17 protein-coding genes are annotated in these 21,706 nt (G+C 58.0%); 14 read left to right on the top strand and 3 right to left on the bottom strand.

Going from position 1 to position 21,706, the window contains the following annotated elements:
* Positions 1-94: 94 nt before the first annotated feature.
* The 3 genes from K9U38_RS02880 to K9U38_RS02870 all read left to right on the top strand — a co-directional run bounded on the left by K9U38_RS02880 (position 95) and on the right by K9U38_RS02870 (position 5,240).
* Positions 95-1,261, top strand: a complete 1,167-nt coding sequence (locus K9U38_RS02880; protein WP_224492814.1) for an efflux RND transporter periplasmic adaptor subunit — start codon at positions 95-97, stop codon at positions 1,259-1,261.
* Positions 1,258-4,428, top strand: coding sequence for an efflux RND transporter permease subunit (locus tag K9U38_RS02875; protein WP_224492813.1), 3,171 nt, complete (start codon positions 1,258-1,260; stop codon positions 4,426-4,428). The genes K9U38_RS02880 and K9U38_RS02875 overlap by 4 nt, the downstream gene beginning before the upstream one ends.
* Before the next feature lie 164 nt (positions 4,429-4,592).
* Positions 4,593-5,240, top strand: coding sequence for a TIGR02594 family protein (locus tag K9U38_RS02870; protein WP_224492812.1), 648 nt, complete (start codon positions 4,593-4,595; stop codon positions 5,238-5,240).
* 79 nt (positions 5,241-5,319) lie between these two features.
* Here the strand turns inward: K9U38_RS02870 and K9U38_RS02865 are convergent, their stop codons facing one another.
* Positions 5,320-5,982, bottom strand: coding sequence for a TerC family protein (locus K9U38_RS02865; RefSeq protein ID WP_224492811.1), 663 nt, complete (start codon positions 5,980-5,982; stop codon positions 5,320-5,322).
* Positions 5,983-6,438: 456 nt separating this feature from the next.
* Here K9U38_RS02865 and K9U38_RS02860 point away from each other — a divergent pair, with 456 nt between their 5' ends.
* Positions 6,439-7,419 (top strand): NADPH:quinone reductase, encoded by a 981-nt coding sequence (locus tag K9U38_RS02860; protein ID WP_224492810.1) that lies wholly within the window; start codon positions 6,439-6,441, stop codon positions 7,417-7,419.
* Between the two features lie 30 nt (positions 7,420-7,449).
* On the opposite strand, the gene K9U38_RS02855 is transcribed toward K9U38_RS02860, so the two are convergent.
* Entirely contained in the window at positions 7,450-8,526 is a 1,077-nt protein-coding gene (locus K9U38_RS02855) for an adenylate/guanylate cyclase domain-containing protein (protein WP_224492809.1), read from the bottom strand.
* Positions 8,527-8,697: 171 nt separating this feature from the next.
* On the opposite strand from K9U38_RS02855, the gene K9U38_RS02850 reads away from it, so the two are divergent.
* The 9 genes from K9U38_RS02850 (at position 8,698) to K9U38_RS02810 (ending at position 19,696) form a co-directional block, all read left to right on the top strand.
* Positions 8,698-9,135 (top strand): SRPBCC family protein, encoded by a 438-nt coding sequence (locus K9U38_RS02850; protein WP_224492808.1) that lies wholly within the window; start codon positions 8,698-8,700, stop codon positions 9,133-9,135.
* 91 nt (positions 9,136-9,226) lie between these two features.
* The gene (locus K9U38_RS02845; protein WP_224492807.1) at positions 9,227-9,610 is read left to right on the top strand and encodes a YciI family protein; all 384 of its coding nucleotides are present in this window, start codon (positions 9,227-9,229) and stop codon (positions 9,608-9,610) included.
* Positions 9,611-9,706: 96 nt separating this feature from the next.
* On the top strand, positions 9,707-10,294 hold the full coding sequence (locus K9U38_RS02840; protein WP_224492806.1) for an ANTAR domain-containing response regulator: 588 nt from the start codon (positions 9,707-9,709) through the stop codon (positions 10,292-10,294).
* A gap of 12 nt (positions 10,295-10,306) precedes the next feature.
* Entirely contained in the window at positions 10,307-11,596 is a 1,290-nt protein-coding gene (locus K9U38_RS02835; RefSeq protein ID WP_224492805.1) for a CmpA/NrtA family ABC transporter substrate-binding protein, read from the top strand.
* Between the two features lie 353 nt (positions 11,597-11,949).
* Positions 11,950-13,197, top strand: coding sequence for an MFS transporter (locus tag K9U38_RS02830; RefSeq protein ID WP_224492804.1), 1,248 nt, complete (start codon positions 11,950-11,952; stop codon positions 13,195-13,197).
* A gap of 23 nt (positions 13,198-13,220) precedes the next feature.
* The gene (gene nirB / locus K9U38_RS02825) at positions 13,221-15,674 is read left to right on the top strand and encodes a nitrite reductase large subunit NirB (RefSeq protein WP_224492803.1); all 2,454 of its coding nucleotides are present in this window, start codon (positions 13,221-13,223) and stop codon (positions 15,672-15,674) included.
* Positions 15,675-15,680: 6 nt separating this feature from the next.
* Entirely contained in the window at positions 15,681-16,013 is a 333-nt protein-coding gene (gene nirD, locus K9U38_RS02820) for a nitrite reductase small subunit NirD (protein ID WP_224492802.1), read from the top strand.
* Position 16,014: 1 nt separating this feature from the next.
* The gene (locus K9U38_RS02815) at positions 16,015-18,786 is read left to right on the top strand and encodes a nitrate reductase (protein ID WP_224492801.1); all 2,772 of its coding nucleotides are present in this window, start codon (positions 16,015-16,017) and stop codon (positions 18,784-18,786) included.
* Positions 18,758-19,696, top strand: coding sequence for a precorrin-2 dehydrogenase/sirohydrochlorin ferrochelatase family protein (locus tag K9U38_RS02810; protein ID WP_224492800.1), 939 nt, complete (start codon positions 18,758-18,760; stop codon positions 19,694-19,696). Before K9U38_RS02815 ends, K9U38_RS02810 begins: the two co-directional genes overlap by 29 nt.
* Before the next feature lie 503 nt (positions 19,697-20,199).
* On the opposite strand, the gene K9U38_RS02805 is transcribed toward K9U38_RS02810, so the two are convergent.
* Positions 20,200-20,412, bottom strand: a complete 213-nt coding sequence (locus K9U38_RS02805) for a hypothetical protein (RefSeq protein ID WP_224492799.1) — start codon at positions 20,410-20,412, stop codon at positions 20,200-20,202.
* A gap of 175 nt (positions 20,413-20,587) precedes the next feature.
* On the opposite strand from K9U38_RS02805, the gene K9U38_RS02800 reads away from it, so the two are divergent.
* Positions 20,588-20,767, top strand: coding sequence for a hypothetical protein (locus K9U38_RS02800; protein WP_224492798.1), 180 nt, complete (start codon positions 20,588-20,590; stop codon positions 20,765-20,767).
* The last annotated feature ends 939 nt before the right edge of the window (positions 20,768-21,706 follow it).

Below are 21,706 nucleotides of genomic sequence, written 5' to 3'. Positions count from 1 at the left end.
CGGAAATGTTGCTCCAACTGCTCCAACCAGTTGATTGCCCTGACACTTTATCTCGCGTGACACATCAAGAGTCTGACTGTCATGGAGGCCTGCCTTGTCACGAACACTCCTTTCAACCGCGCGGCTCGGCGTGATCGCCGCTTTCCTTTCGGCAACTGCAGCACAATCTCAGGAAGCCGCCGCGCCACCCCCGCCCCCAGTGTCGGTGGCAAAACCGGTCGTGCGCGACGTCATCGACGCCGACGAGTTCATTGGACGGTTCGAAGCTGTCAATGAAGTGGCCGTTCGGTCCCGCATCGATGGCTATCTCGATCAGGTGCACTTCAAGGACGGCGCTCTGGTGAAGAAGGGCGACCCTCTTTTCACGATCGACCAGCGGCCCTACGTGACCGCGCTTCAGCAAGCCCAATCTGCACTGGAGGTCGCCAAGACGACGCTGAACTATGCCGAGGCCCAGTTCAAGCGCACGGAATCGTTGACCGGCAGCGGCACATTGTCCGTATCCACCCTCGATGACCAGCGCCGCGCGTTTCTGGCCGGACAGGCCAGCGTCACCGGCGCCCAGGCGAGTGTCGATGGCGCCAAGCTGAACCTGATGTATACGGATATCACTGCACCGCAGGACGGCCGCATTGACCGCAGGCTCATTTCGGTCGGCAATCTGGTCAATGCAAACGATACAATCCTCACCACGATCGTCCAGCTCGATCCGATCGATTTTTACTTCGATGTGGATGAGCGCAACCTGCTGAACTATGCACGCACGGCCCGCGAAAACGGCCAGATCCTGCAGGAAGGCGGGGGCGGGCTGGAAGTTACCGTCAGGCTGACCGACTCCAACGAACCTCCGGTCAAGGGCAAGCTCGACTTCGCTGAAAACCGTCTTGACGCGGCAACCGGAACGATGCGCGTGCGCGCCCGTTTCGATAATCCCGATCTCATCCTGCAGCCGGGACTGTTTGGCCGTGTCGAAGTGGCCGCCTCCAACAAGTACAAGGGGATTCTGATACCTGACGATGCAATCGGCTCGGATCAGAATGAACGCGTTGTGTTTGTCGTCACCGAGGACGGTACCGTTACGCCAAAGCCAGTGAGACTTGGGCCGAAACTCTTCGGTTATCGCGTGATACGCGAGGGCATGACGGGCGATGAGACCATTGTCGTCAATGGATTGATGCGGATTCGTCCCGGCGTGAAGGTCAAGCCGGAACTGATCGTTCTACCGCAGGAAGCGCCTGCCCTGGCAGGAGCCAGCCAATGAGGTTCGCGCACTTCTTCGTCGACCGGCCTATCTTCGCTTCCGTTCTCTCCATTGTCCTGCTCATCGTTGGAGGAATCGCATACACGCAACTTCCAGTTGCGCAGTACCCCGAGATTGCTCCACCTACGATTGTAGTACGCACCTCCTATCCGGGAGCCGATGCCGAAACCATTGCCAATGTGGTGGCCACGCCCATCGAACAGGAAGTCAATGGCGTCGAAGACATGCTCTACATGTCGTCCTATTCGACTGCCGACGGCTCCATGGCCCTCACGATCACGTTCAAGCTCGGTACCGATCTCGACAAGGCACAGGTCCTCGTCCAGAACCGGGTATCCATAGCCGAACCACGCCTGCCAGAAGAAGTGCGGCGGCTTGGCATCACGACGACGAAGAGCTCACCGGACCTGATGATGGTGATTCATCTTCTGTCGCCGGACAACCGCTACGATCAGCTCTATGTCTCGAACTACGCCCGGTCGCGCATTCGCGATGTGCTGTTGCGGCTGGACGGCGTTGGCGATCTGACGATCTTCGGCGAGCGTGAATTCTCCCTGCGCATCTGGCTGGACCCGCAAAAGCTTGCGGCCTATGGCATGACGGCGAGTGACGTCGTCCAGGCCCTGCAGGAGCAGAACGTGCAGGTATCAGGCGGTTCCATTGGCGGACCACCATCCTCCGGAACGAACGCCTTCCAATATACAGTGACGACTCAAGGCCGGTTCAGCGATGCGAGGCAGTTCCGTTATGTCATCGTCAAGGCTACGGAAAGCGGCCGGCTTGTACAGTTGCAGGATGTCGCGCGTGTCGAGCTCGGCGCGAAGGACTATGTCACCAACAGTTATCTTGGCGGCAGTCCTGCAGTCGCACTCGGCATTTTCAACCGGCCGGGCACGAATGCCCTGGAAACAGCTGACATCATCAAGTCGACGATGAACGATCTGGCCAAGGATTTCCCGGACGGACTGAAGTACGACATCGTCTATAATCCAACGGAATTCATCTCGGAATCGATCAACGAGGTGTACAAGACCATCATCGAAGCCGTGATCCTCGTCGCACTTGTCGTGCTGATCTTCCTGCAATCGTGGCGGACAGCCATCATCCCCATCGTCGCCATCCCCGTCTCGCTCATCGGTACACTGGCATTCCTCCTGGCGTTTGGGTTCTCGCTGAACATGCTGACGCTGTTCGGGCTGGTGCTTGCCATTGGTATTGTCGTCGACGACGCCATTGTCGTGGTCGAAAACGTCGAGCGTAATCTGGCGCGCGGCATGACGCCCAAGGAAGCATCCCATGTCACCATGGACGAGGTCGGTACAGCCGTCATCGCCATTTCGCTGGTGCTCATTGCCGTCTTCGTACCAACGGCTTTCATTCCGGGCATTACCGGACAGTTCTATCTACAGTTTGCCGTGACGATTGCAGTCGCGACGGCAATATCCGCGCTCAATTCATTGACGCTTTCACCGGCATTGGCTGCCATCGTGCTGCGTCCTCACGAGCACGATGCGGAACCGCGCAATCCCTTGACCCGATTTGGACGGACGCTTGCAAACGGGTTCAATACCGGGTTCGACAAGATGGCTCACGGATATTCGCGGATCATCCGGGGTCTTGTCAGTTCGACGACTGCGCTTATTGCCAGCCTTGTCGTTTTTGTGGGCCTACTTGGTGCAACCTGGTACATGGCGACCACTGTGCCACGCGGCTTTATCCCCACCATGGACCAGGGCTATGCCATCGTCGTCGTGCAGTTGCCTGATGGCGCGTCTCTGGAGAGAACCGACGCCGTTATCAAGCGCGCGTCGGAGATCGTCAGGAAAGTCCCAGGTGTCAGCAATGCCGTTGCCTTCGCTGGCTTCAGCGGCGCCACCTTCACCAATGCCTCGAATTCAGGCGTCGTCTTTGCGCCATTTGAATCTTTCGAAGAGAGGCTCAAGCACGGCCAGACCGCCGACTCCATCATCGGCCAGCTGTTTGGCAGCCTCCAGAGCATCCAGGAAGCGTTCATCATTGCGGTACCGCCACCTTCCATTCGTGGTGTCGGCAATTCCGGCGGTTTCAAGGTGCAGCTGCTCGATCGCGACAGTTCCGACATGCGCCGTGTTCTCGCCCTTGCCTATCAAATGATGGGACAGGCCAATCAGACCCCCGGCCTGACCGGCGTCTTCACGACATTCTCCGCCTCGAGCCCGCAATACTTCCTCGAAATTGACCGCGACAAGGCGCGGGCGCTCAACGTTCCGATACCCAACATCTTTGAGACGCTGTCGATCAACCTTGGCACCTCATATGTCAACGATTTCAATGCTTTCGGGCGCGTTTATCAAGTGCGTGCGCAAGCTGATCAGGAATATCGCATGGAACGTGCCGACATTCTTGATCTGAAGGTGCGCTCGTCGACGGGTGCTTTGGTGCCACTCGGCACGCTGGTTGACATCAGGGATACGACCGGCCCCTCGCTGGTGCAACGTTACAATATGTACGTATCGGTCCCGCTGCAGGGTAATCCAGCTCCCGGCGTTTCCACAGGCGACGCGCTCGACAAGATGGAAGCATTGGCGGCCCAGACTCTGCCGGCCGGCACAACCTTCAACTGGACGGAACTGGCTTTCCAGGAACGCAGCACAGGCAACACCGCCATCTTCATCTTCGGATTGTCGGTCATCTTCGTCTTCCTAGCACTCTCGGCGCAGTATGAAAGCTGGATCCTGCCGCTAGCCATTATCCTGATCGTGCCGCTGGCTGTACTCGCAGCTCTCATAGGTGTGAGCCTGCGGGGCATGGACAACAATATCCTCACGCAGATAGGACTGGTCGTCCTTATCGGCCTTGCCGCCAAGAACGCGATCTTGATCGTAGAGTTTGCCCGGCAACACGAGGAGGAAGGCGCAACACCGGTAGAGGCCGCCATCGAGGCCAGCCGCCTGCGCCTGCGTCCGATCCTGATGACTGCCTTTGCCTTTATCTTCGGTGTCGTACCGCTGATGATCGCGACGGGCCCCGGGGCAGAAATGCGCCAGTCACTCGGTACGGCTGTGTTCTCCGGGATGCTGGGCGTCACCTTCTTCGGGCTGTTCCTGACGCCGGTTTTCTATGTGGCATTGCGTGCGTTTCGCAGGAAAAGCAAGCCGGTAGTAGAGGCGCCGTCAGCGGCTCATTGACACCTGCTGTGCGGCGCCATCAAAGCGCCGCACAGCACCCCTTTTCTTGCAAAGCCGACCGCACGTGTAACCCCGATGGGCTAGCCCACACTGGCGTATTGCTGCGTCCTGCACGAATCCTACACTCACCGCTCGCCGGGGCAACGGCGTTAGCGGAGGGTAAGATGGCCAACTATCAGACAGGCACGATATATACGAGCGTGGATGACAACTGGGAGACTCTTACAGAAGCAGCCCAGATGTCCAAGGAGGAGTTGATTGCTCTTAATCCACATCTGGACGATGTCACCGAAATCGAGCCCGGAATTCCGGTGGATGTCCCTTACAGTTTGCGCAAGGAGATCGTATTTGGCTCCGTTCTCATTCGCGACAATGTCGCCAGAAGCATGACAGCCTATCAAATAGCGAAAGACGAGCTTCTGATGGATGTCGCCGAGATTCCCGGCGAAAGTCACAACAACCGGAGAATCACCCTGTACCATTCAACGACAGTTGGTGGTGCGGCACCCGATGAGGTCGCGTGGTGCTCATCATTCGTCAACTTCTGTGTCGAACGATCAGGCAAACAAGGCACGGACAGCAAAGCGTCACGATCCTGGCAGCGCTGGGGCAGAAGCGTACCGAGAGCCGATTGGAAGGCTGGCGACATCATCGTGTTCAAGCGCGGTACAGAGCCATGGCAGGGTCACGTCGGTTTTTTGGTCGACACCTCAGGTTCGAGGCCACGGGTACTCGGAGGCAATCAGAGCAATCGCCTTTCCATCGCCACGCCCTATCCCTACAGCGCGATACTGTCCGTTCGCCGGGGCTGACTGCAGAACGTCGGGCAACACAATAGCGAATGCCGTCGAGACATGTCTCGACGGCTCGTATGGTTCCAGTCTCCAATCCCTAAAGGGAATGGGTACTCGCATATGCAACGAGTTCGGCTGACCCGCGGTAGATCATCTCCAGCGCCACATAGAGAATAATCGCAAGACCGACATAGGCGATCCACCGGTGGCGTTGGAGCAAGCGGGCAATGAAGCTCGCGGCCAGCCCCATGAGCGCGATCGACAGGACCAGTCCGAACACCAGCACTTCCAGATGATCGCGTGCCGCGCCTGCCACGGCCAGCACATTGTCGAGCGACATCGATACGTCCGCGACAATGATTTGCCAGGTTGCCTGTGCCAGCGTTTTGCGCGGCGGAATTCCCGTAATCGCTGCGTCGCCATTGGCCCCGGTTCCTTCCAGCGCCTCATTGGCCTCGACTTCTTCGGCGTGGCTCGTGCGCAGTTCGCGCCACATTTTCCAGCAGACCCACAGCAGGAGAATGCCGCCGGCGAGCAACAGGCCGATGATTTGCAAAATGACGCTTGTGGCGGCGGCAAAGATAATGCGGAGCACTGTCGCCGCAATAATACCAATGAAAATGGCCTTGTTTCGTTGTTCACGCGGCAGTCCGGCTGCCGCCAGACCGATGACGATTGCGTTGTCACCCGCCAGAACCAGATCCATCATGATGACCTGGAGCAAGGCGGAGAGTGCTTCGGCAGTAAAGAGTTCGCTCATGTCGTACCCGATTTTCCATCACAGGATGCCAGGGTTCGCGAAACGACCGAATTCACGACATTGATATCCGCGACCGGCTCTTTCTGAGCCAAGGGCAGATCAAAAACGCGAGGAGATTACGGTCGATTGAATTCCACGAGGCCAGGCCATCCGGTTGAACATTCAGTCCGACATCACAGCTCAGAAGAACTGCCAGAGGGGCCCGGCCTGATGCGGCATTAGTATGCCAATGGAGATTCAAACTCAAGGATCAACTTGATCAGTTTATGCGTATCAAACATACGAAATTGCTCATTCCACGGCGCATTCCTTGTACCTGCGATGGTCGATCAAACGTGGCCTCGCTCAGTGTCAAAGCCGTTCCCTGCGTCCGATGCCGATGATACGATGCAGCGTCAGCAAACTGGTCGTCGCGGATCCGCCGGCCGGCGCATGTCGAGGAGCTGGAGTACAATCATGAAAGCCGCTTGGTACGAGCGCAATGGAACTGCGCGGGATGTCCTGGTTGTAGGCGAACTACCCACGCCGCGGCCCGCTCCCGGCGAGGTACTTGTTCGGGTTCACTTCTCGGGTATCAATCCTTCGGATGTAAAGTCACGGCGTGGGCGGCCTGTGCCCGGCCCAAGGGTTGTTCCGCATAGTGATGGAGCCGGCATAATCGAGGCGGTGGGTGAAGGTGTGCCCGAAAGCCGCATCGGTGAGCGTGTCTGGCTTTGGAACGGCCAGTGGAAGCGCGCCATGGGCACGGCCGCCGAATTTATTGCGCTACCTTCTGAACAGGCTGTCGGTCTTCCTGACGGCGTCGATTTTGCTGTTGGCGCCTGCCTTGGCATTCCCGGCCTGACGGCGATGCACGCCGTCAATCTGCTCGCTCCGATAAAGGGCAAATCCGTGCTTGTAACCGGCGCGGCGTCTGCTGTCGGCCATTACGTGACGCAGATGGCCGCGGCACGAGGCGCCAGGGTGATCGGTACCGCATCGGCCGAAAAAGCCGGCCACGCGCGAAGTGCCGGAGCAACTGACATCATCGATTACAAGAAAGCCGACGTGGCCGCCCGTGTGCTGGAGTTGACGAATGGGAATGGCGTCAACGCCGTAATCGACATGGATTTCTCGACCACGGCACGTCTGCTTTCGGCCGGAATTCTCGGCGCTCATGGCAAATATGTCTGCTATGGATCGAACGTACCCGGTGACAATGCTGTACCCTTCGGAGATCTGCTGTTCAGAAGTCTTACCCTGCAATTCTTTCTCGTGTACGAGCTCCAACCGGATGATCGCGCCGCAGCGATCGCCGATCTCGATACGATGCTGAGGACCGGCGCGCTAGACCATACGATCGGGGCGCGTTTTCCTTTGGCGGAGATCGTGGCTGCCCATGAAGCCGTTGAGGCTGGACAGCTTGTCGGCAACGTGGTGCTCGACTTGGTTGATTGAAAGGTCGCTGTGGAAGTCCCATGCAGCGCTTCACGATGGCAGCGCAAATACCAAGCATGGCTTGGCAATGCCCCGCAGCCCGCGCTCGCCGAGGGGGACCAGCGGCTGCTTCGTTTCAGCCGCGAATGCACCCGAGAGCAACACTGTCCGACCCAGCGGTCGGCATAGACCTTCCAGTCGGCTCACGAAGTTGACAGCCGGCCCGATTGCCGTGAAATCCAGCCGGTCGGCAGTACCGATATTGCCCCAAAGCATCTCGCCAAGATGCAGTGCCGTACCAAATGCCAGTTGCGGGAGGCCTTGCGCAGCACGGATATGCTGAAGATGATCCATCCCGGCGCGTGCAGCGGCGACAGCGCGCAGCGCCGCGTCACATGCAGCTGCAGCGTCGCGCTGCTCACCGATGGGGAAGATCGCCAGCACCCCATCGCCAATGAATTTCAGGACTTCGCCGCCGAAGGCGTGAACCGCTCCGGCGATCCGATCGAACCAGGCGTCAAGTGCGAGGATGACCTCCTTCGGCTCGGTCGATTCCGACAATTCCGTGAATCCGCGAAGATCGGCATATAGCAGCGCGGCTTCTATCGTTTCGCCGGGCTCTCTGCGTAGACGACCGGCCAGTACCTGCGCCGCGCTGCGCCGCCCGAGATAGGCCGCCAGCAACGCGGCCAAGGTCGAGCGCGAAGCCAGCAAGGCAAGCGGCGCCGCTGCGAAACGTGAAACCTCACCCAGCAACTCCAGTTCGGCCTCGCTGAATGCCCGGGTCGCAGCCCAACCAAGCACCGTGCCGTCAGGCGCGCCATCGACGAAATATTCCTGCACAACACCGGTACCAAGACCGGACAGCCAGTCTCGGCCAACATCCGCATGCTCTGCATCGCCGTGGCCGGCCAGCCCCAGCGCCTCTATTACCCTTCCCGTATCGGCGCGCCACAACCACGCGCGCCGGCCAATGACCGGATGGGGTGCCGCTTGTGTAAGTGCACCGCCCGCCAACGGCATACCATCGGCAACAAGCTGCGCTGCAAGGGCGGTCAGGAAGGCGTTGCCGTCAGGCACGTCGATCGTCTTGTCGACCAGGAAGGAAAGAGCAGAGGGCAGTCGCATATCCCACTATGCAGCGATACCATCGCAGCGCAAAGTCCAAATATCCCGTTGCGATTGCGTCAATTTACTCGCTCGCGTCCCGAGGCTTCCATGGTTGCGTGAAATCTCGATTTGCTTACATTGTACCGATCCTGAACATTGGATTGCGTTCCCAACCGGAGGGTATCGCCGATGACCGAGACACTTCGCAGTGAGATCGAGATCGCCGCCCCGCAGGCAACTGTTTTCGCCTTTCTCACCGACCCAGACAAAATTCTGCGGTGGATGGGTACAAGGGCACAGGTCGAGCCGCATCCTGGCGGCATTTATCTTCTCAGCATGGATGACACGCACACGGCCCGCGGCCAGTTCACGGAAGTGATTCCGGTTCACCGCCTTGCCTATAGTTTCGGCTGGGAAGACCACGACGAAGTACCACCAGGATCAACCCTGGTCGAGATTGACCTTGTCGAGATAGATGGCGGCACACTTGTTCGCTTTACCCATAGTGGGCTGCCCAACGAGCAAGAGCGTGCGAGCCACGAAAAGGGCTGGAACCACTATCTGCGCAGGCTGGTCGTGGCAGCGGCCGGCGGCGATCCGGGGCCCGACACACCCGTCGGAGATTGACCGGGCGGGCCGCGCGCATGCCAGTATGATCTGACTGCATGAAAGGCTGGCGTCCATTAAAGGCAATTGATTGCAACAACGAGGAGGATGCATGTTCTACGCCATCTTGGCCTATCACGAGGAGGAAGTGGTCGAGTCATGGACCAAGGAGGAAGATGCGGCATTGATGGCCGAACTTCTGGAGGTCAATGATCGCCTCGTTCGGGAAAAACGTTTGGGCCCGGCTGCACGACTTGGTCCAACAGGGCGTGCCGTGACCTTGCGAGGCAAGGATGCCGGTATGGTCATCGATGGCCCCTTTGCGGAGACGAAGGAGCAGTTGCTCGGCTTCTATGTGGTGGATTGCCCGACGCTTGATGCAGCCATTGCAGTCGCGCGCGATCTGCGCCGTGCCAATCCCACTGCAGTGTATGAAATCCGGCCGATACTGCTCTATCGCCCCGGGGCGTCCCTGACAGCCACGGACGAAAGCTGAGCCTCCTCACATCTCTGGGTTGAGCAGGGGCATATTTGGATGACGTGTGGCTGAATGTAGCATTGCACAATAATCATGCATGCGCAAAATTAAGGCATGAAGACTGCCCTATCCATCATGATCTTTGATGAAAACCGCATTCGTGCCTCGATTATCGAGGAAGGGTTGCGGGAGGCAGGCCATGATCGGGTGGTGGTAATCCACGACATTGTCGGGCTCGCGCGCCAGATCGAAGTGATCAGTCCCGATGTCATCGTCATCGATATCGAGACGCCCAACCGCGACATGCTGGAGCACCTGTTCCAGTTGACGCGCTCCGTCCGCAAGCCCATCGCCATGTTCGTCGATCGTTCGGACAGTTCTTCGATCGAAGCTGCGGTGGAGGCCGGCGTGTCCGCCTATGTGGTCGACGGCCTGAAGAAGGAAAGGGTGAAGCCCATCCTTGATATGGCTGTGAGCCGTTTCAAGGCTTTCAGCCGGCTGCAACAGGAACTGGCCGACGCTAAAAGTGCCCTCGAGGAACGAAAAATCATTGAGCGCGCCAAGGGCATACTCATGAAATCCCGCAAGTTGTCGGAAGACGAGGCCTACGCACTGTTGCGGCAGACCGCGATGAACGAAAAGAAAAAGCTTGCTGATATTGCGCAGAGCGTCGTCATGGCTGCGTCAATTCTAGGCGGTTAGAAAGGCGTGGCAATGAGTTTCATTCGTACCGGAATTGAGAGAAGCCAAGGCAACGGCATTGCCGCGCCAGCGGCGATCCGGAGTGAACGTACGCGGCTCGTACGCGCAGGTTTCATCCCGCTCGTCGACGCATCCGTGCTCATTGCCGCATCCGAATTTGGCTTTGCCGCACGGGAAGGCATACAGCTAGATCTGGTCAAGGACGTCTCCTGGGCCAATATTCGTGACCGGCTGGCATTCCGCCAGTTCGACATCGCGCACATGCTTGCGCCCATGCCTGTGGCCTCTGCGCTTGGCCTCGGGTCCAACCCGTCACCGGTAATCGCACCGTTCTCCCTTGGGCGCGGCGGCAATGCGATCACGCTTTCGGTGCAGCTCTATCGGCGCATGCAGGCCAAGGCGGAGCTTGACGGCCGGGAGGACGCCCTGACCAATGCCAGGGCGCTCAAGCTGGTAATCGACGACATGCGCTCCAAAGGCGAGGATTTGCCGATCCTCGGCATCACCTATCCATACTCGTCGCACAATTACGAACTGCGCTATTGGCTCGCAGCCGGCGGCATTCACCCGGATCATGACGTGAAACTCATCGTCGTGCCGCCTCCCATGACGTCCGATGCATTGTCAGCAGGCGTTATTGACGGGTTCTGTGTCGGCGCCCCCTGGAACATGCTTGCCGTGGAACGCGAAGTCGGCCGGATCGTTGCGGTCAAGGAAGACATCTGGCCATCCAGTCCGGAAAAGATCGTCGGAACGAGACCGGAATGGGCGGAACAAAACCCTGAAACCCTGTCCCGGCTGATTGTTGCGCTTGATCGGGCCGCGGAATGGTGCGACGGCCACGAAAACAGGCGTGAACTGGCGCAGGTTCTTGCCGCGCCACGCTATATTGACGCTTCGGCTGGCATCCTTCATCGGGTCCTGCTTGGCAAATTCACCACCGATCCTGACGGCGCGGAACGAACAGTACCGGAGTATTTTTCCTTTCATCGTGGCGCCGCCAACTTTCCCTGGATCAGTCAGGCGCAGTGGATCTTCAGCCAGATGGTGCGGTGGGGACAAGCGACCTACGATCCCCGGACCAGCCGGCAGGCTGCCGCGGCATTCCGTCCGGATCTGTACCGCAAGGCCCTAGGCTCGCGATTGGATATTCCTTCAAACGATTCACGCGTTGAAGGAGGCGCAACGGATGACGGATTCATCGACGGAACGGTGTTCAATCCGCTGGACATCTCCGCCTATCTTGCAGAGTTCGATATCCCGACACAGGTGCCGAAAGCCCCCGAGCAGACCGTTGTATAGGTGACGCGATTTTGTGCTCTGCACAATAATTTTGCACCGCCGCGGTGCAACTGCACAAACCTCTCGCTTCGCTGGCCAGATAACATTGCTGGCAAAAAACGCCAAAAGTAAAAATAGACATTAAAAAACAATCTGTTGCACTTTATTTACCAAACTGGCACGCGGATTGCATTGATATTTTTGTTCCGTCAATGACGACAGGAACCGCAGGCACCGGCATAGGGTGCTTTCAAAGACACAGACGTCGCTCGGGCGAGTTCATTCCGCAGGCATGGCCAGGAATGCACTCCATCCAGCGGCGTTTTTTTATGGCTCAACCGGCCGCATGGCCACAGCGTTTGAGGGGAAGCATGATGAAGGATGGTTCATCCACCGGAACACCGGCACAGGAGGCGCGGCACGCCCTGTGGGTTTCTACGGCCGCATTCACCGTCTGTTTTGCCGTCTGGACTATTTTCGCCATCATAGGGATTCGGATAAAGCAGCAGCTCGGTCTCAACGAAGCGGAGTTTGGCCTGCTCGCCGGCATGCCCATTCTGTCAGGGTCCCTTAGCCGCATCCTGCTCGGCGTTTGGACCACGCGCTATGGCGGACGGGTGGTTTACACACTGACAATGCTTGGGGCAGCACTCGCGACATTCCTGCTTGCCTATGCATCGACCTACCCGCAAATGCTGCTGGCCGGATTTTGCCTCGGCCTTGCCGGCGGATCGTTTGCTGTCGGCGTTGCCTATGTGTCACCGTTCTTTCCCAAGGAAAAACAGGGAACGGCACTCGGCATTTTCGGCGCAGGGAATGTCGGCGCTGCCGTCACCAAGTTTCTCGCACCTTTTGTCCTTGTCGCCTATGGCTGGCAGGCGGTTGCGGAAATATGGGCCGCTGTGCTGGCTCTTACGGGGCTGGTCTTCTGGTTCACGACGACGGACGATCCCGCTTTCCGCGAACGTCGTTTGCGCAAGGACAAGCCCAAAAGCATCCTTCTCGAATTCGCGCCGCTGAAAGATCTCCAGGTCTGGCGCTTTTCGCTCTACTATTTTTTCTCCTTCGGCGGATTTGTCGCCCTGGCGCTTTGGCTGCCACGCTATCTTGTCGGCGTTTATGGCTTCAGCCTTGAATCAGCAGGCATGCTCGCCGCTGCCTATTCCATCCCCGGCAGCATTTTCCGGGCCTATGGCGGTGTCTTGTCCGATAGGATTGGCGCTCGCAAAGTAATGTATATGACGCTGGCCGTGGCCAGCGCGGCGACGCTCGTTCTCTCAATGCCGCCGGCTGTGGGACCTCAGTCTGGCACGCTTGCCATTTCATCGACCGTTTTTGTGATTGTGCTTTTTGTGCTCGGCTTTTTCATGAGCCTCGGCAAGGCCGCCGTCTACAAGCATATTCCCGCGTATTACCCCGACAATATCGGTGCAGTAGGAGGCGTCGTCGGCATGGTGGGCGGACTTGGCGGCTTTTTCCTTCCCATAGCGTTCGGCCTTCTCAAGGACCTCACCGGTCTTTGGCCCAGCTGCTTCATGCTGCTCTTCCTTGTTGTCGTCGTCTCGCTCATCTGGATGCATCTCTCCATCCGGCAAATGCAGCGGCGGCCTGCCTTCGCATGATTATTGAAACCGGAATCCGATCCATGAAGAAACAGAAGCTTATCATCATCGGCAATGGCATGGCTCCCGGCCGCGCATTGGAACATCTGTTCGAGCAGGCGCCCCACGCCTACGACGTAACGATCTTCAACGCCGAACCGCGTGTCAATTATGACCGGATCATGCTGTCGCCGGTACTGTCCGGCGAAAAGGAATACGAGGAAATCATCATTCACGGCGATGGCTGGTACATCAAGCATGGGATCATGCTGTACAAGGGCCACAAGGTGATCAACATCGACCGTCAGGCGAAGACGGTGACGTCCGACGCCGGAACCACTGAAACCTACGACAAGCTGCTGATTGCAACGGGCTCCTCCCCCTTCATGCTGCCAGTACCGGGCAATAATCTACCGGGTGTTCTGAGCTATCGCGATCTCGATGATGTGAGGGCCATGCTGCTCGCCGCTCAGTCGCGGGCCCGAGCCATCGTCATCGGCGGTGGATTGCTTGGTCTCGAAGCAGCCGCCGGCCTCAAATCCCGCGATATGGATGTGACCGTTCTGCATGTCATGCCAACCCTGATGGAAAGACAGCTTGATCCCGCGGCCGGCTATCTTCTGGAAAAGGCCGTCGAGCAGCGCGGCATACGCGTGATGACCAAGGCCAGCACCAAGGAGATCATCGGCGAGAAGAAAGTTGAGGGTGTGTTGCTCGCCGATGGAACAACCCTCCCCGCCGATCTGGTGGTGATGGCCGTTGGCATCCGGCCAAACAGCTGGCTTGCCAAGGAAGCCGGTCTTGACTGCAATCGCGGTATCCTGACTGACGCAGGCATGCGCACCTCGGATCCGGATATTTTCGCCATTGGTGAATGCGCGGAGGTAGGCGGTCAATGCTATGGCCTCGTCGCTCCGCTCTATGAGATGGCGCGGGTCGTTGCAGCACAACTTGCAGGCAACAACGAGGCGGCTTTCGTTCATAGCGAAACACCGACCAAACTGAAGGTCACCGGCATCAACGTGTTTTCGGTTGGCGATCTTGCCGAAGGCGACGACCGGCAGGAGATCGTGCTGCGGGATGCCGCGGCTGGAGTCTACAAGCGTCTCGTGCTTAAGGACGACCGCATCATCGGCACCGTGCTCTACGGCGAAACCTCCGATGGAGCCTGGTTCCATGACCTTACCAAGAAGCGCACCGACATATCGGAGATGCGTGACACCCTGATCTTCGGCCAATCCTATCAGGGAGGGTCCCCGCTGGACCCTATGGCGGCCGTTGCAGCCTTGCCAGATGACGCGGAAATCTGCGGCTGCAACGGCATTTGTAAGGGGAAGATAACGGGAGCAATCACGGGCAAGAGCCTGACATCGCTGGACGATGTGCGGGCCCACACGAAAGCCTCGGCCTCCTGCGGAAGCTGTACGGGGCTTGTTGAACAGCTCCTGTCGCTGACGTTGGGCGATTCCTACAATCCCTCGGCCGTGACACCGATGTGTAGTTGCACGGACCTCGGCCACGACGATGTGCGCCGCCTGATCGTTGCGAAAAATCTGAAGTCGATTCCGGCAGTCATGCAGGAACTCGAGTGGAAGACATCCTGCGGCTGCGCCAAATGCCGCCCGGCGCTCAACTACTATCTAGTCGCGGACTGGCCGGATGAATATGCGGACGACTACCAGTCGCGTTTCATCAACGAACGGGTACACGCCAACATCCAGAAGGATGGTACCTACTCGGTCGTCCCGCGCATGTGGGGCGGCGTGACAAGTTCCAAGGAATTGCGTGCGATCGCCGACGTGGTCGACAAGTTCGACATTCCCGCAGTGAAGGTGACTGGCGGCCAGCGTATCGATATGCTGGGGATCAAGAAGGAGGATCTGCCCGCCGTTTGGGCCGACCTCGGCAAGGCCGGATTCGTGTCGGGTCAGGCCTACGCCAAGGGCCTGCGCACGGTAAAAACCTGCGTCGGTACCGATTGGTGCCGGTTCGGCACGCAGGATTCCACCGGTCTCGGCATTCGAATCGAGAAATTCATGTGGGGTTCCTGGACACCGGCCAAGCTCAAGATGGCGGTATCTGGCTGTCCGCGCAATTGCGCTGAAGCTACATGCAAGGACATCGGCATCATCTGTGTGGACTCCGGCTACGAGATCCATTTTGCCGGGGCTGCCGGCCTCGACATCAAGGGCACCGAAGTTCTTGGGCTGGTAAAGACAGAGGACGAAGCGCTGGAGCACGTTGTGGCACTGGCGCAGATGTACCGGGAACAGGGCCGCTATCTTGAACGCATCTACAAGTGGGCGAAGCGCGTCGGCCTCGATGAAATTCGCCGCCAGATCATGGGGGATGCGCAAAAGCGGAAGGGATATTTCGACCGGTTCGTTTTCAGCCAGAAGTTTGCCCAAGTCGATCCCTGGTCGGAGCGGGTGTCCGGTGTGGACAAACACGAGTTCCAGCCGATGGCGACCATTGGCTATGCACAGGCTGCGGAGTGATTGGTCATGAACGACTGGGTTGAAATTGGTTCCATCAACGATATTCCCCGCCGCGGCGCACGGTGCGTGCGAACCCCGCAAGGCAAGATTGCGGTCTTTCGAACCATGGAAGATCAGATCTTCGCCATTGAGGATCATTGCCCCCACAAGGGAGGACCGCTTAGCCAAGGCATCGTGCATGGCGCATCAGTCACCTGCCCCTTGCACAATTGGGTGATTTCCCTGGAGACGGGCAAGGCACTTGGAGCTGACGAAGGGAGCGTGAAAACTGTTGCCCTGAGGCTTGATGGCGACAGGATATTTGCCGCGCTCGAACTAGTCGCTGTCGCGGCAGAATAGAATGGAGAATATCGTCGCCCAAACAACTGTTCGTACAACCTGCCCCTACTGCGGCGTGGGTTGCGGCGTTCTCGCCACAAGGGAGGAGAGCGGAGCCATTGGCATCAAGGGTGACCCCCATCACCCCGCCAACTTCGGGCGTCTTTGCTCGAAGGGCTCCGCTCTTGGCGAGACCATCGATCTGGAAGGAAGATTGCTCGCGCCGCAGATCGATGGAAAGCCGGCCAGCTGGGACGCATCGCTTGAACTTGTTGCCGCCCGCTTTTCGGATACGATCAGGCAGCACGGTCCCGACAGCGTTGCCTTCTACGTGTCCGGCCAGCTTTTGACGGAAGACTATTATGTCGCCAACAAGCTGATGAAGGGCTTTATCGGCTCGGCCAACATCGATACCAATTCCCGCCTGTGCATGTCGTCGTCAGTGGCCGGGCATCGCCGGGCTTTTGGCTCGGATACGGTTCCAGGTACCTATGAGGATCTGGAACTGGCGGATCTCATCATCCTGACCGGCTCCAATCTGGCCTGGTGTCACCCGGTCCTCTACCAGCGGATTGCTGCGGCCAAGGCCAGACGTCCGCAAATGCGCATTGTTCTCATAGACCCGCGCCGCACGATGACGGCCGACATTGCGGACATGCACCTCGCAATCAACCCGGACGGCGACGCCGCGCTGTTTGTCGGCCTGCTCGGGTTTCTTGCCGCCCAGGGCGCAGTGGATCACGCATATGTCGATCGACATACATCCGGCTTGGACGCGGCACTGGCCATTGCGTCGAGCCATGACCTGCGCAGTATTTCCGCGCGGACCGGCATTTCTCCCGCGCAGTTACGAGCATTTTTCACCCTATTTACCACGACAGAGCGCGTGGTGACGGTCTACAGCCAGGGCGTGAACCAGTCGGTTGGCGGTACGGACAAGGTCAACGCAATCATCAACTGCCATCTCGCGACAGGTCGTATCGGGCGCCCTGGCATGGGCCCGTTTTCCGTCACCGGCCAGCCCAACGCCATGGGCGGGCGCGAGGTGGGCGGACTGGCAAACATGCTTGCGGCCCATATGCACGTCGAAGACGAAGCGCACCGCGCTTTGGTACAGGACTTCTGGATGTCGCCGTCAATCGCCCACCAAGCGGGACTGAAGGCGGTCGATCTTTTCAGGGCCGTCCGCGATGGAACGGTCAAGGCGCTGTGGATCATGGCGACAAATCCGGCCACGTCCATGCCGGAGGCGGACATGGTTGTCGAGGCCCTGACGGCCTGCCCGTTCGTCGTGATTTCCGACATGAATGCAAGAACCGATACGACTTGCCATGGTCATGTCCTGTTCCCGGCCGCCGCATGGGGCGAAAAGAACGGCACAGTGACCAATTCCGAGCGTCGCATCAGCAGGCAGCGGCCATTCCTGCCAATGCCGGGCGACGCAAAGCCCGACTGGTGGATCATCACGCAAGTAGCCAGGCGCATGGGATTTTCGGAGCACTTTGCCTATGAAAGCCCGTCACAAATATTTGCCGAACATGCGGCGCTGTCGGGCTACGCAAACCATGGCAGCCGCGACTTCGACATCAGCGCACACGCTGCAATCACTGACAATGATTATGATGCGCTTCAGCCTTTCCAGTGGCCGCAAAAGCCTGGAGAAGCCGTGGCGGAGACCCGCTTTTTTGCCGATGGCAACTTCTTCACACCGGACCAGCGTGCGCGCTTCATTCCTGTGCATCCCGCCAATGGTGAAGCATCCGACCCACGATTTCAGTTTACACTGAACACTGGGCGCATCCGCGATCACTGGCATACGATGACGCGTACAGGAAAGAGCGCGCGCCTGTCCGCACACTTTGCCGAGCCCTTTGTCGAAATCCATCCGCTCGATGCTGAAGCACTTGGTATAGAAGATGCGCGTCTCGTGAGTTTGAAAAACGACCACGGCGCGATCATCGTACGGGCGCTGCTCACGGATCGGCAGGCGCGGGGCAACGTCTTCGTGCCCATGCACTGGACAGGGCAATTTTCCGGCAAGGCGCGCGTGGATTGCCTGGTGACGGCTAATGTCGACCCTTTCTCCGGTCAACCAGCGCTCAAAATGGCGCAGGTAGACGTCACGCCGTTTCAGGCTCGCTGGTATGGCTTCGCCATGCTGCGGGAAAAGCCGATGCTGGAGCAATTCCAGGAAAAGTGTGCAACGGTTTTCCGTCCGGAATTGCATAAAAACAAAGAGATAGAGCGCTTTCGCGATTCGAAGAAAAGCGGAAACGCTCTAGAGGGCGATTATTGGGCTCTCGCGAAAACAAGGGGCGGATTCCGGCTTGAGCTGGCCGGCATCGAGGTCCCGGAGGACTGGGCTGACTATGCCCGACACTTGTTCGGCATTGATTCTGACCTGCCCCTGCTCGCCTATCACGATCACCGCCATGGCCAGCATCGCATGGCAGCCTTCGCTGAAGGAACGCTGATCGGCGCGCTCTATGCGGCGCGCGAGCCGGTCACGGTTTCACGCAGTTGGGCCTGTGAGCAATTGATGGGCCAGTTTGCCGACGCCCGTAAGCGCTATCAACTGCTGGCCGGCAGGCCAGGCAGGGATATGCCCGACAAGGGCGCAATCGTCTGCTCGTGTTTCTCAGTCGGGAAGAATGAAATTGCGGCCGCCGCCCGTCGCGGCTGCCAGACCGTGCAAGCGGTAGGAGAAGCGTTGAAGGCTGGAACAAACTGCGGTTCATGCCGTGCCGAAATCAGGGGGATCATTGATGCAAATATTGTCGAAGCTGCAGAGTAGTCCCGCATCAAGTATCGGCAGCCTCGCCGTGTTGCCGGTGTTCTTCAATCTTTCGGGCAAGCGCGCATTGGTTGCCGGAGGCAGTGCACCGGCAGCGTGGAAAGCCGAGTTGCTTGCCGCAGCGGGTGCCGAAGTCCACGTGTACGCCCGGACATTGAGTGAAGAGATGGCGGCGGTGATCGGCAGCATGAGCCTGATTCAGCATCGCAGCGCCTGGAATAACGGGAGCTTCGATGGTGCGACGATTGCGGTTGCTGACGTGCCAACGGACGATGAGGCGCGCGATTTCCTTGAAGCGGCCATCAAAGCCGGCGTGCCATGCAATATTATCGACCGACCCGGCTTTTGCCAGTTCCAGTTTGGTTCCATCGTAAATCGCTCACCCGTTGTAATCGGTATTTCGACGGACGGAGCCGCACCCATACTGGGCCAAGCCATCCGCCGACGCCTTGAAGCCCTGCTCCCTGCCTCGCTTGCACAATGGGCGCACCTGGCCAAATCTGTGCGCGGCCGCGTGGGCGAGCTTTTGAAACCGGGACCGCAGCGCCGCCGCTTCTGGGAAGGCTTCGTCGATCGCGTCTTTGCTTCCGCGGAAGTGCCGAGTGAACAGTCGCTCCTTGGCTCAGCCCATGAAATTGCGGATGCAGAATTGACGGTCACGCGGTCACTCATCCATGTCGAATCAGACGATCCCGAAATGCTGACGCTCAAATCTGTCCGGGCCATGCAGATGGCCGACGTGATTCTGTTCGACCCGGGTGTTGCTCCGGCGATCTTGGAACTTGGCCGGCGTGAGGCAAAAAGGCTCTGTGTCTCCAACGGCCTTAGAGATCGCATGTCCCGGACCTTTCATAATAAGGGCAAGCATGTCGTGGTGCTAAGCGGGGCGCGTGATAGCTTTACCCCGTAACTGCGCCGGCGGAAGAAACTGCAACGCCCCCTACCCGATTAAAACCTGATACAATCGCCGCAACCCGAAGCAGAGGAAGCCCCTGTCGCTCGCGTTGTCGGAGAGGTATGATGGCGAGACGGAGTTCAGTTCCACGAAGTTCTGGCAGCAATCATCCGGGTAGCAGATAATATTGCTTTGGTGGTGCATCAAAATGTGCTGCTTTCCAGGGAAACAGAACTGCGCAAATTGAAGAAAAGATAGCTGACGAACGGCGAAAAATGGAGCTTGGGGACGAGAATGGAACGCTTGAATCACAAGTTGGACTGCAAAGCCTGCGGTACGATTTATCTAGATGTCCCCGACGATGTTCGCAGTACAACCGCGATCCATTGCAGCAGCTGCGGACAATTCCTCGGACACTGGGGAGAGCTTAGTCGCGATTTCATTGGACAAGGCGGCCATGACGGAGTGTTCGAGATGAAGGATGGTCAAATTCTTCGCAAAGCATGATCGTGTCCTCATTAGCTTTTGTCGGGTTTGAACATTCCTGCCATACCGCCGGGACCAGTCCGTCGCTTGTATTGAGTTTCCGCTTCCTCCAACCGGCTTAAGAGGTCGTCGAAATCCGCAGTCTCGCGCGCAGGAAGTCGGGTCGCCATCGCGGCACGGAAAAGCGGGTCGCAAATCAGCTTGCGCAACGATTTGCCTGCGATCGCACTCCGGTTTTTCGCCATAAAACTTTCCCCTCAATGTCAGGAAATGAAAGAGGGCGAATTAAGTTCCATTCGCACCAACGCAACAGGGCGTCTAACGATACGAGCAGTTTGTAAAGCTGGGTGACGCGACGGACCAAGCTGGAACCGTTGTGGGTAAAATACGTTGGTCCTCCTCATAGCAGAGGAGCCAGAAATGGGAACAGACGAACCGGGCACCACAGAGCTTCGGATAGAATTATCAAATTTGCGAGATGATCTTGCCGTGATCGAAAGCAGCTATTTCTTCATTAGAAGGACGCCCAGCAACTTAGAGGCGGTCAAAGCCATCAAAGCCAGGATCGCGGAAATCGAAACCATTCTTGAATGGGAGTAGAATGAGCGATGACCCATGCGGCTGCCGGCACAGGTCTGCATGGCGAAGGCGCGGCCCGGGCTATGCCAGCACTATGAGGTTGCACGACGTGGAAAGCCTTCGGCGTTGGAAAAGTTTTAGCGAACATAAGCCTCATGGCCAAGCTTGATTTCACTGGATTTTGTTTCTCATTTCGCCTGCAATCAGTACTCTCCGAGTTTGACTTATGTTAATGTCGCGGCCGGGAGAAATCTCATGGAACGCGAACGCGCCCTATTCGGCGTCTGTCTGTTTCTAACGCTGGTGAGCGTTGGAGCGTTTTTGTTTGGCGACAGTCCTGTCAGGTGGGACTATCGACATTATGCGTCTGAACCTTTCGGGGCGAGCGAAATATACTCTCGCTGTCGTGATTTCCTCCTCGAGACAATCATACCCCTGCTTGGCGCTGTTTTGGGCTTTGTCGGAGCCATCGTTTCGCTGGTCGTAGCTTTTCTAAAGTCGTTTATTTCAGAACCTGCGAACCTTTCGAATAATTACCTGATTGACGAAACGCAGGGTCGTTTAAAATTGTTCTGTCGCAGGGAGATGAACGGCATATACCGGTTGAGGGATGCTACGGACTCCCGCCATGCTGAAGGGGGGAGTATGTGTCCAGTACCGCGCAACGTATCAACAACCGTTTGGGATGCCCCGCTGCCACACGATCTATTTGACCCTTACGTAGAATGTGAACGCCAATACGCCGATCCATTGCAGTTCCTGCATGGCGCGAACTCGAGGCCGATTTCATCGCTCAAGGCGGCACCACTGGCATTTTCGAAATGCACGACGGCCAGATCATCCGTAAGGAATGAGCCATGAAACACAGATCGCGAGTTTCGGTCGGCGCCTATCGAAATTATTGCGATTACTATTTCCACGCTCATGCGCAGTATGCGTTTACTCCGTCGTAACGTGAAG

Origin of the sequence: Phyllobacterium lublinensis (assembly GCF_020164435.1) — a bacterium.
GTDB lineage: Bacteria > Pseudomonadota > Alphaproteobacteria > Rhizobiales > Rhizobiaceae > Phyllobacterium > Phyllobacterium lublinensis.
The sequence above is the reverse complement of the archived record's forward strand: the minus strand, read 5'-3'. Positions and strand labels throughout refer to the sequence as shown.

Coding starts and splice junctions, on each gene's coding strand:
- K9U38_RS02870 (WP_224492812.1), top strand. CDS start 4,593: ATGGCCAACTATCAGACAGGCACGATATATACGAGCGTGGATGACAAC.
- K9U38_RS02855 (WP_224492809.1), bottom strand. CDS start 8,526: ATGCGACTGCCCTCTGCTCTTTCCTTCCTGGTCGACAAGACGATCGAC.
- K9U38_RS02830 (WP_224492804.1), top strand. CDS start 11,950: ATGAAGGATGGTTCATCCACCGGAACACCGGCACAGGAGGCGCGGCAC.
- K9U38_RS02800 (WP_224492798.1), top strand. CDS start 20,588: ATGGGAACAGACGAACCGGGCACCACAGAGCTTCGGATAGAATTATCA.
- K9U38_RS02805 (WP_224492799.1), bottom strand. CDS start 20,412: ATGGCGAAAAACCGGAGTGCGATCGCAGGCAAATCGTTGCGCAAGCTG.
- K9U38_RS02845 (WP_224492807.1), top strand. CDS start 9,227: ATGTTCTACGCCATCTTGGCCTATCACGAGGAGGAAGTGGTCGAGTCA.
- K9U38_RS02815 (WP_224492801.1), top strand. CDS start 16,015: ATGGAGAATATCGTCGCCCAAACAACTGTTCGTACAACCTGCCCCTAC.
- K9U38_RS02875 (WP_224492813.1), top strand. CDS start 1,258: ATGAGGTTCGCGCACTTCTTCGTCGACCGGCCTATCTTCGCTTCCGTT.
- nirD (WP_224492802.1), top strand. CDS start 15,681: ATGAACGACTGGGTTGAAATTGGTTCCATCAACGATATTCCCCGCCGC.
- K9U38_RS02865 (WP_224492811.1), bottom strand. CDS start 5,982: ATGAGCGAACTCTTTACTGCCGAAGCACTCTCCGCCTTGCTCCAGGTC.
- K9U38_RS02850 (WP_224492808.1), top strand. CDS start 8,698: ATGACCGAGACACTTCGCAGTGAGATCGAGATCGCCGCCCCGCAGGCA.
- K9U38_RS02835 (WP_224492805.1), top strand. CDS start 10,307: ATGAGTTTCATTCGTACCGGAATTGAGAGAAGCCAAGGCAACGGCATT.
- K9U38_RS02840 (WP_224492806.1), top strand. CDS start 9,707: ATGAAGACTGCCCTATCCATCATGATCTTTGATGAAAACCGCATTCGT.
- K9U38_RS02860 (WP_224492810.1), top strand. CDS start 6,439: ATGAAAGCCGCTTGGTACGAGCGCAATGGAACTGCGCGGGATGTCCTG.
- nirB (WP_224492803.1), top strand. CDS start 13,221: ATGAAGAAACAGAAGCTTATCATCATCGGCAATGGCATGGCTCCCGGC.
- K9U38_RS02810 (WP_224492800.1), top strand. CDS start 18,758: ATGCAAATATTGTCGAAGCTGCAGAGTAGTCCCGCATCAAGTATCGGC.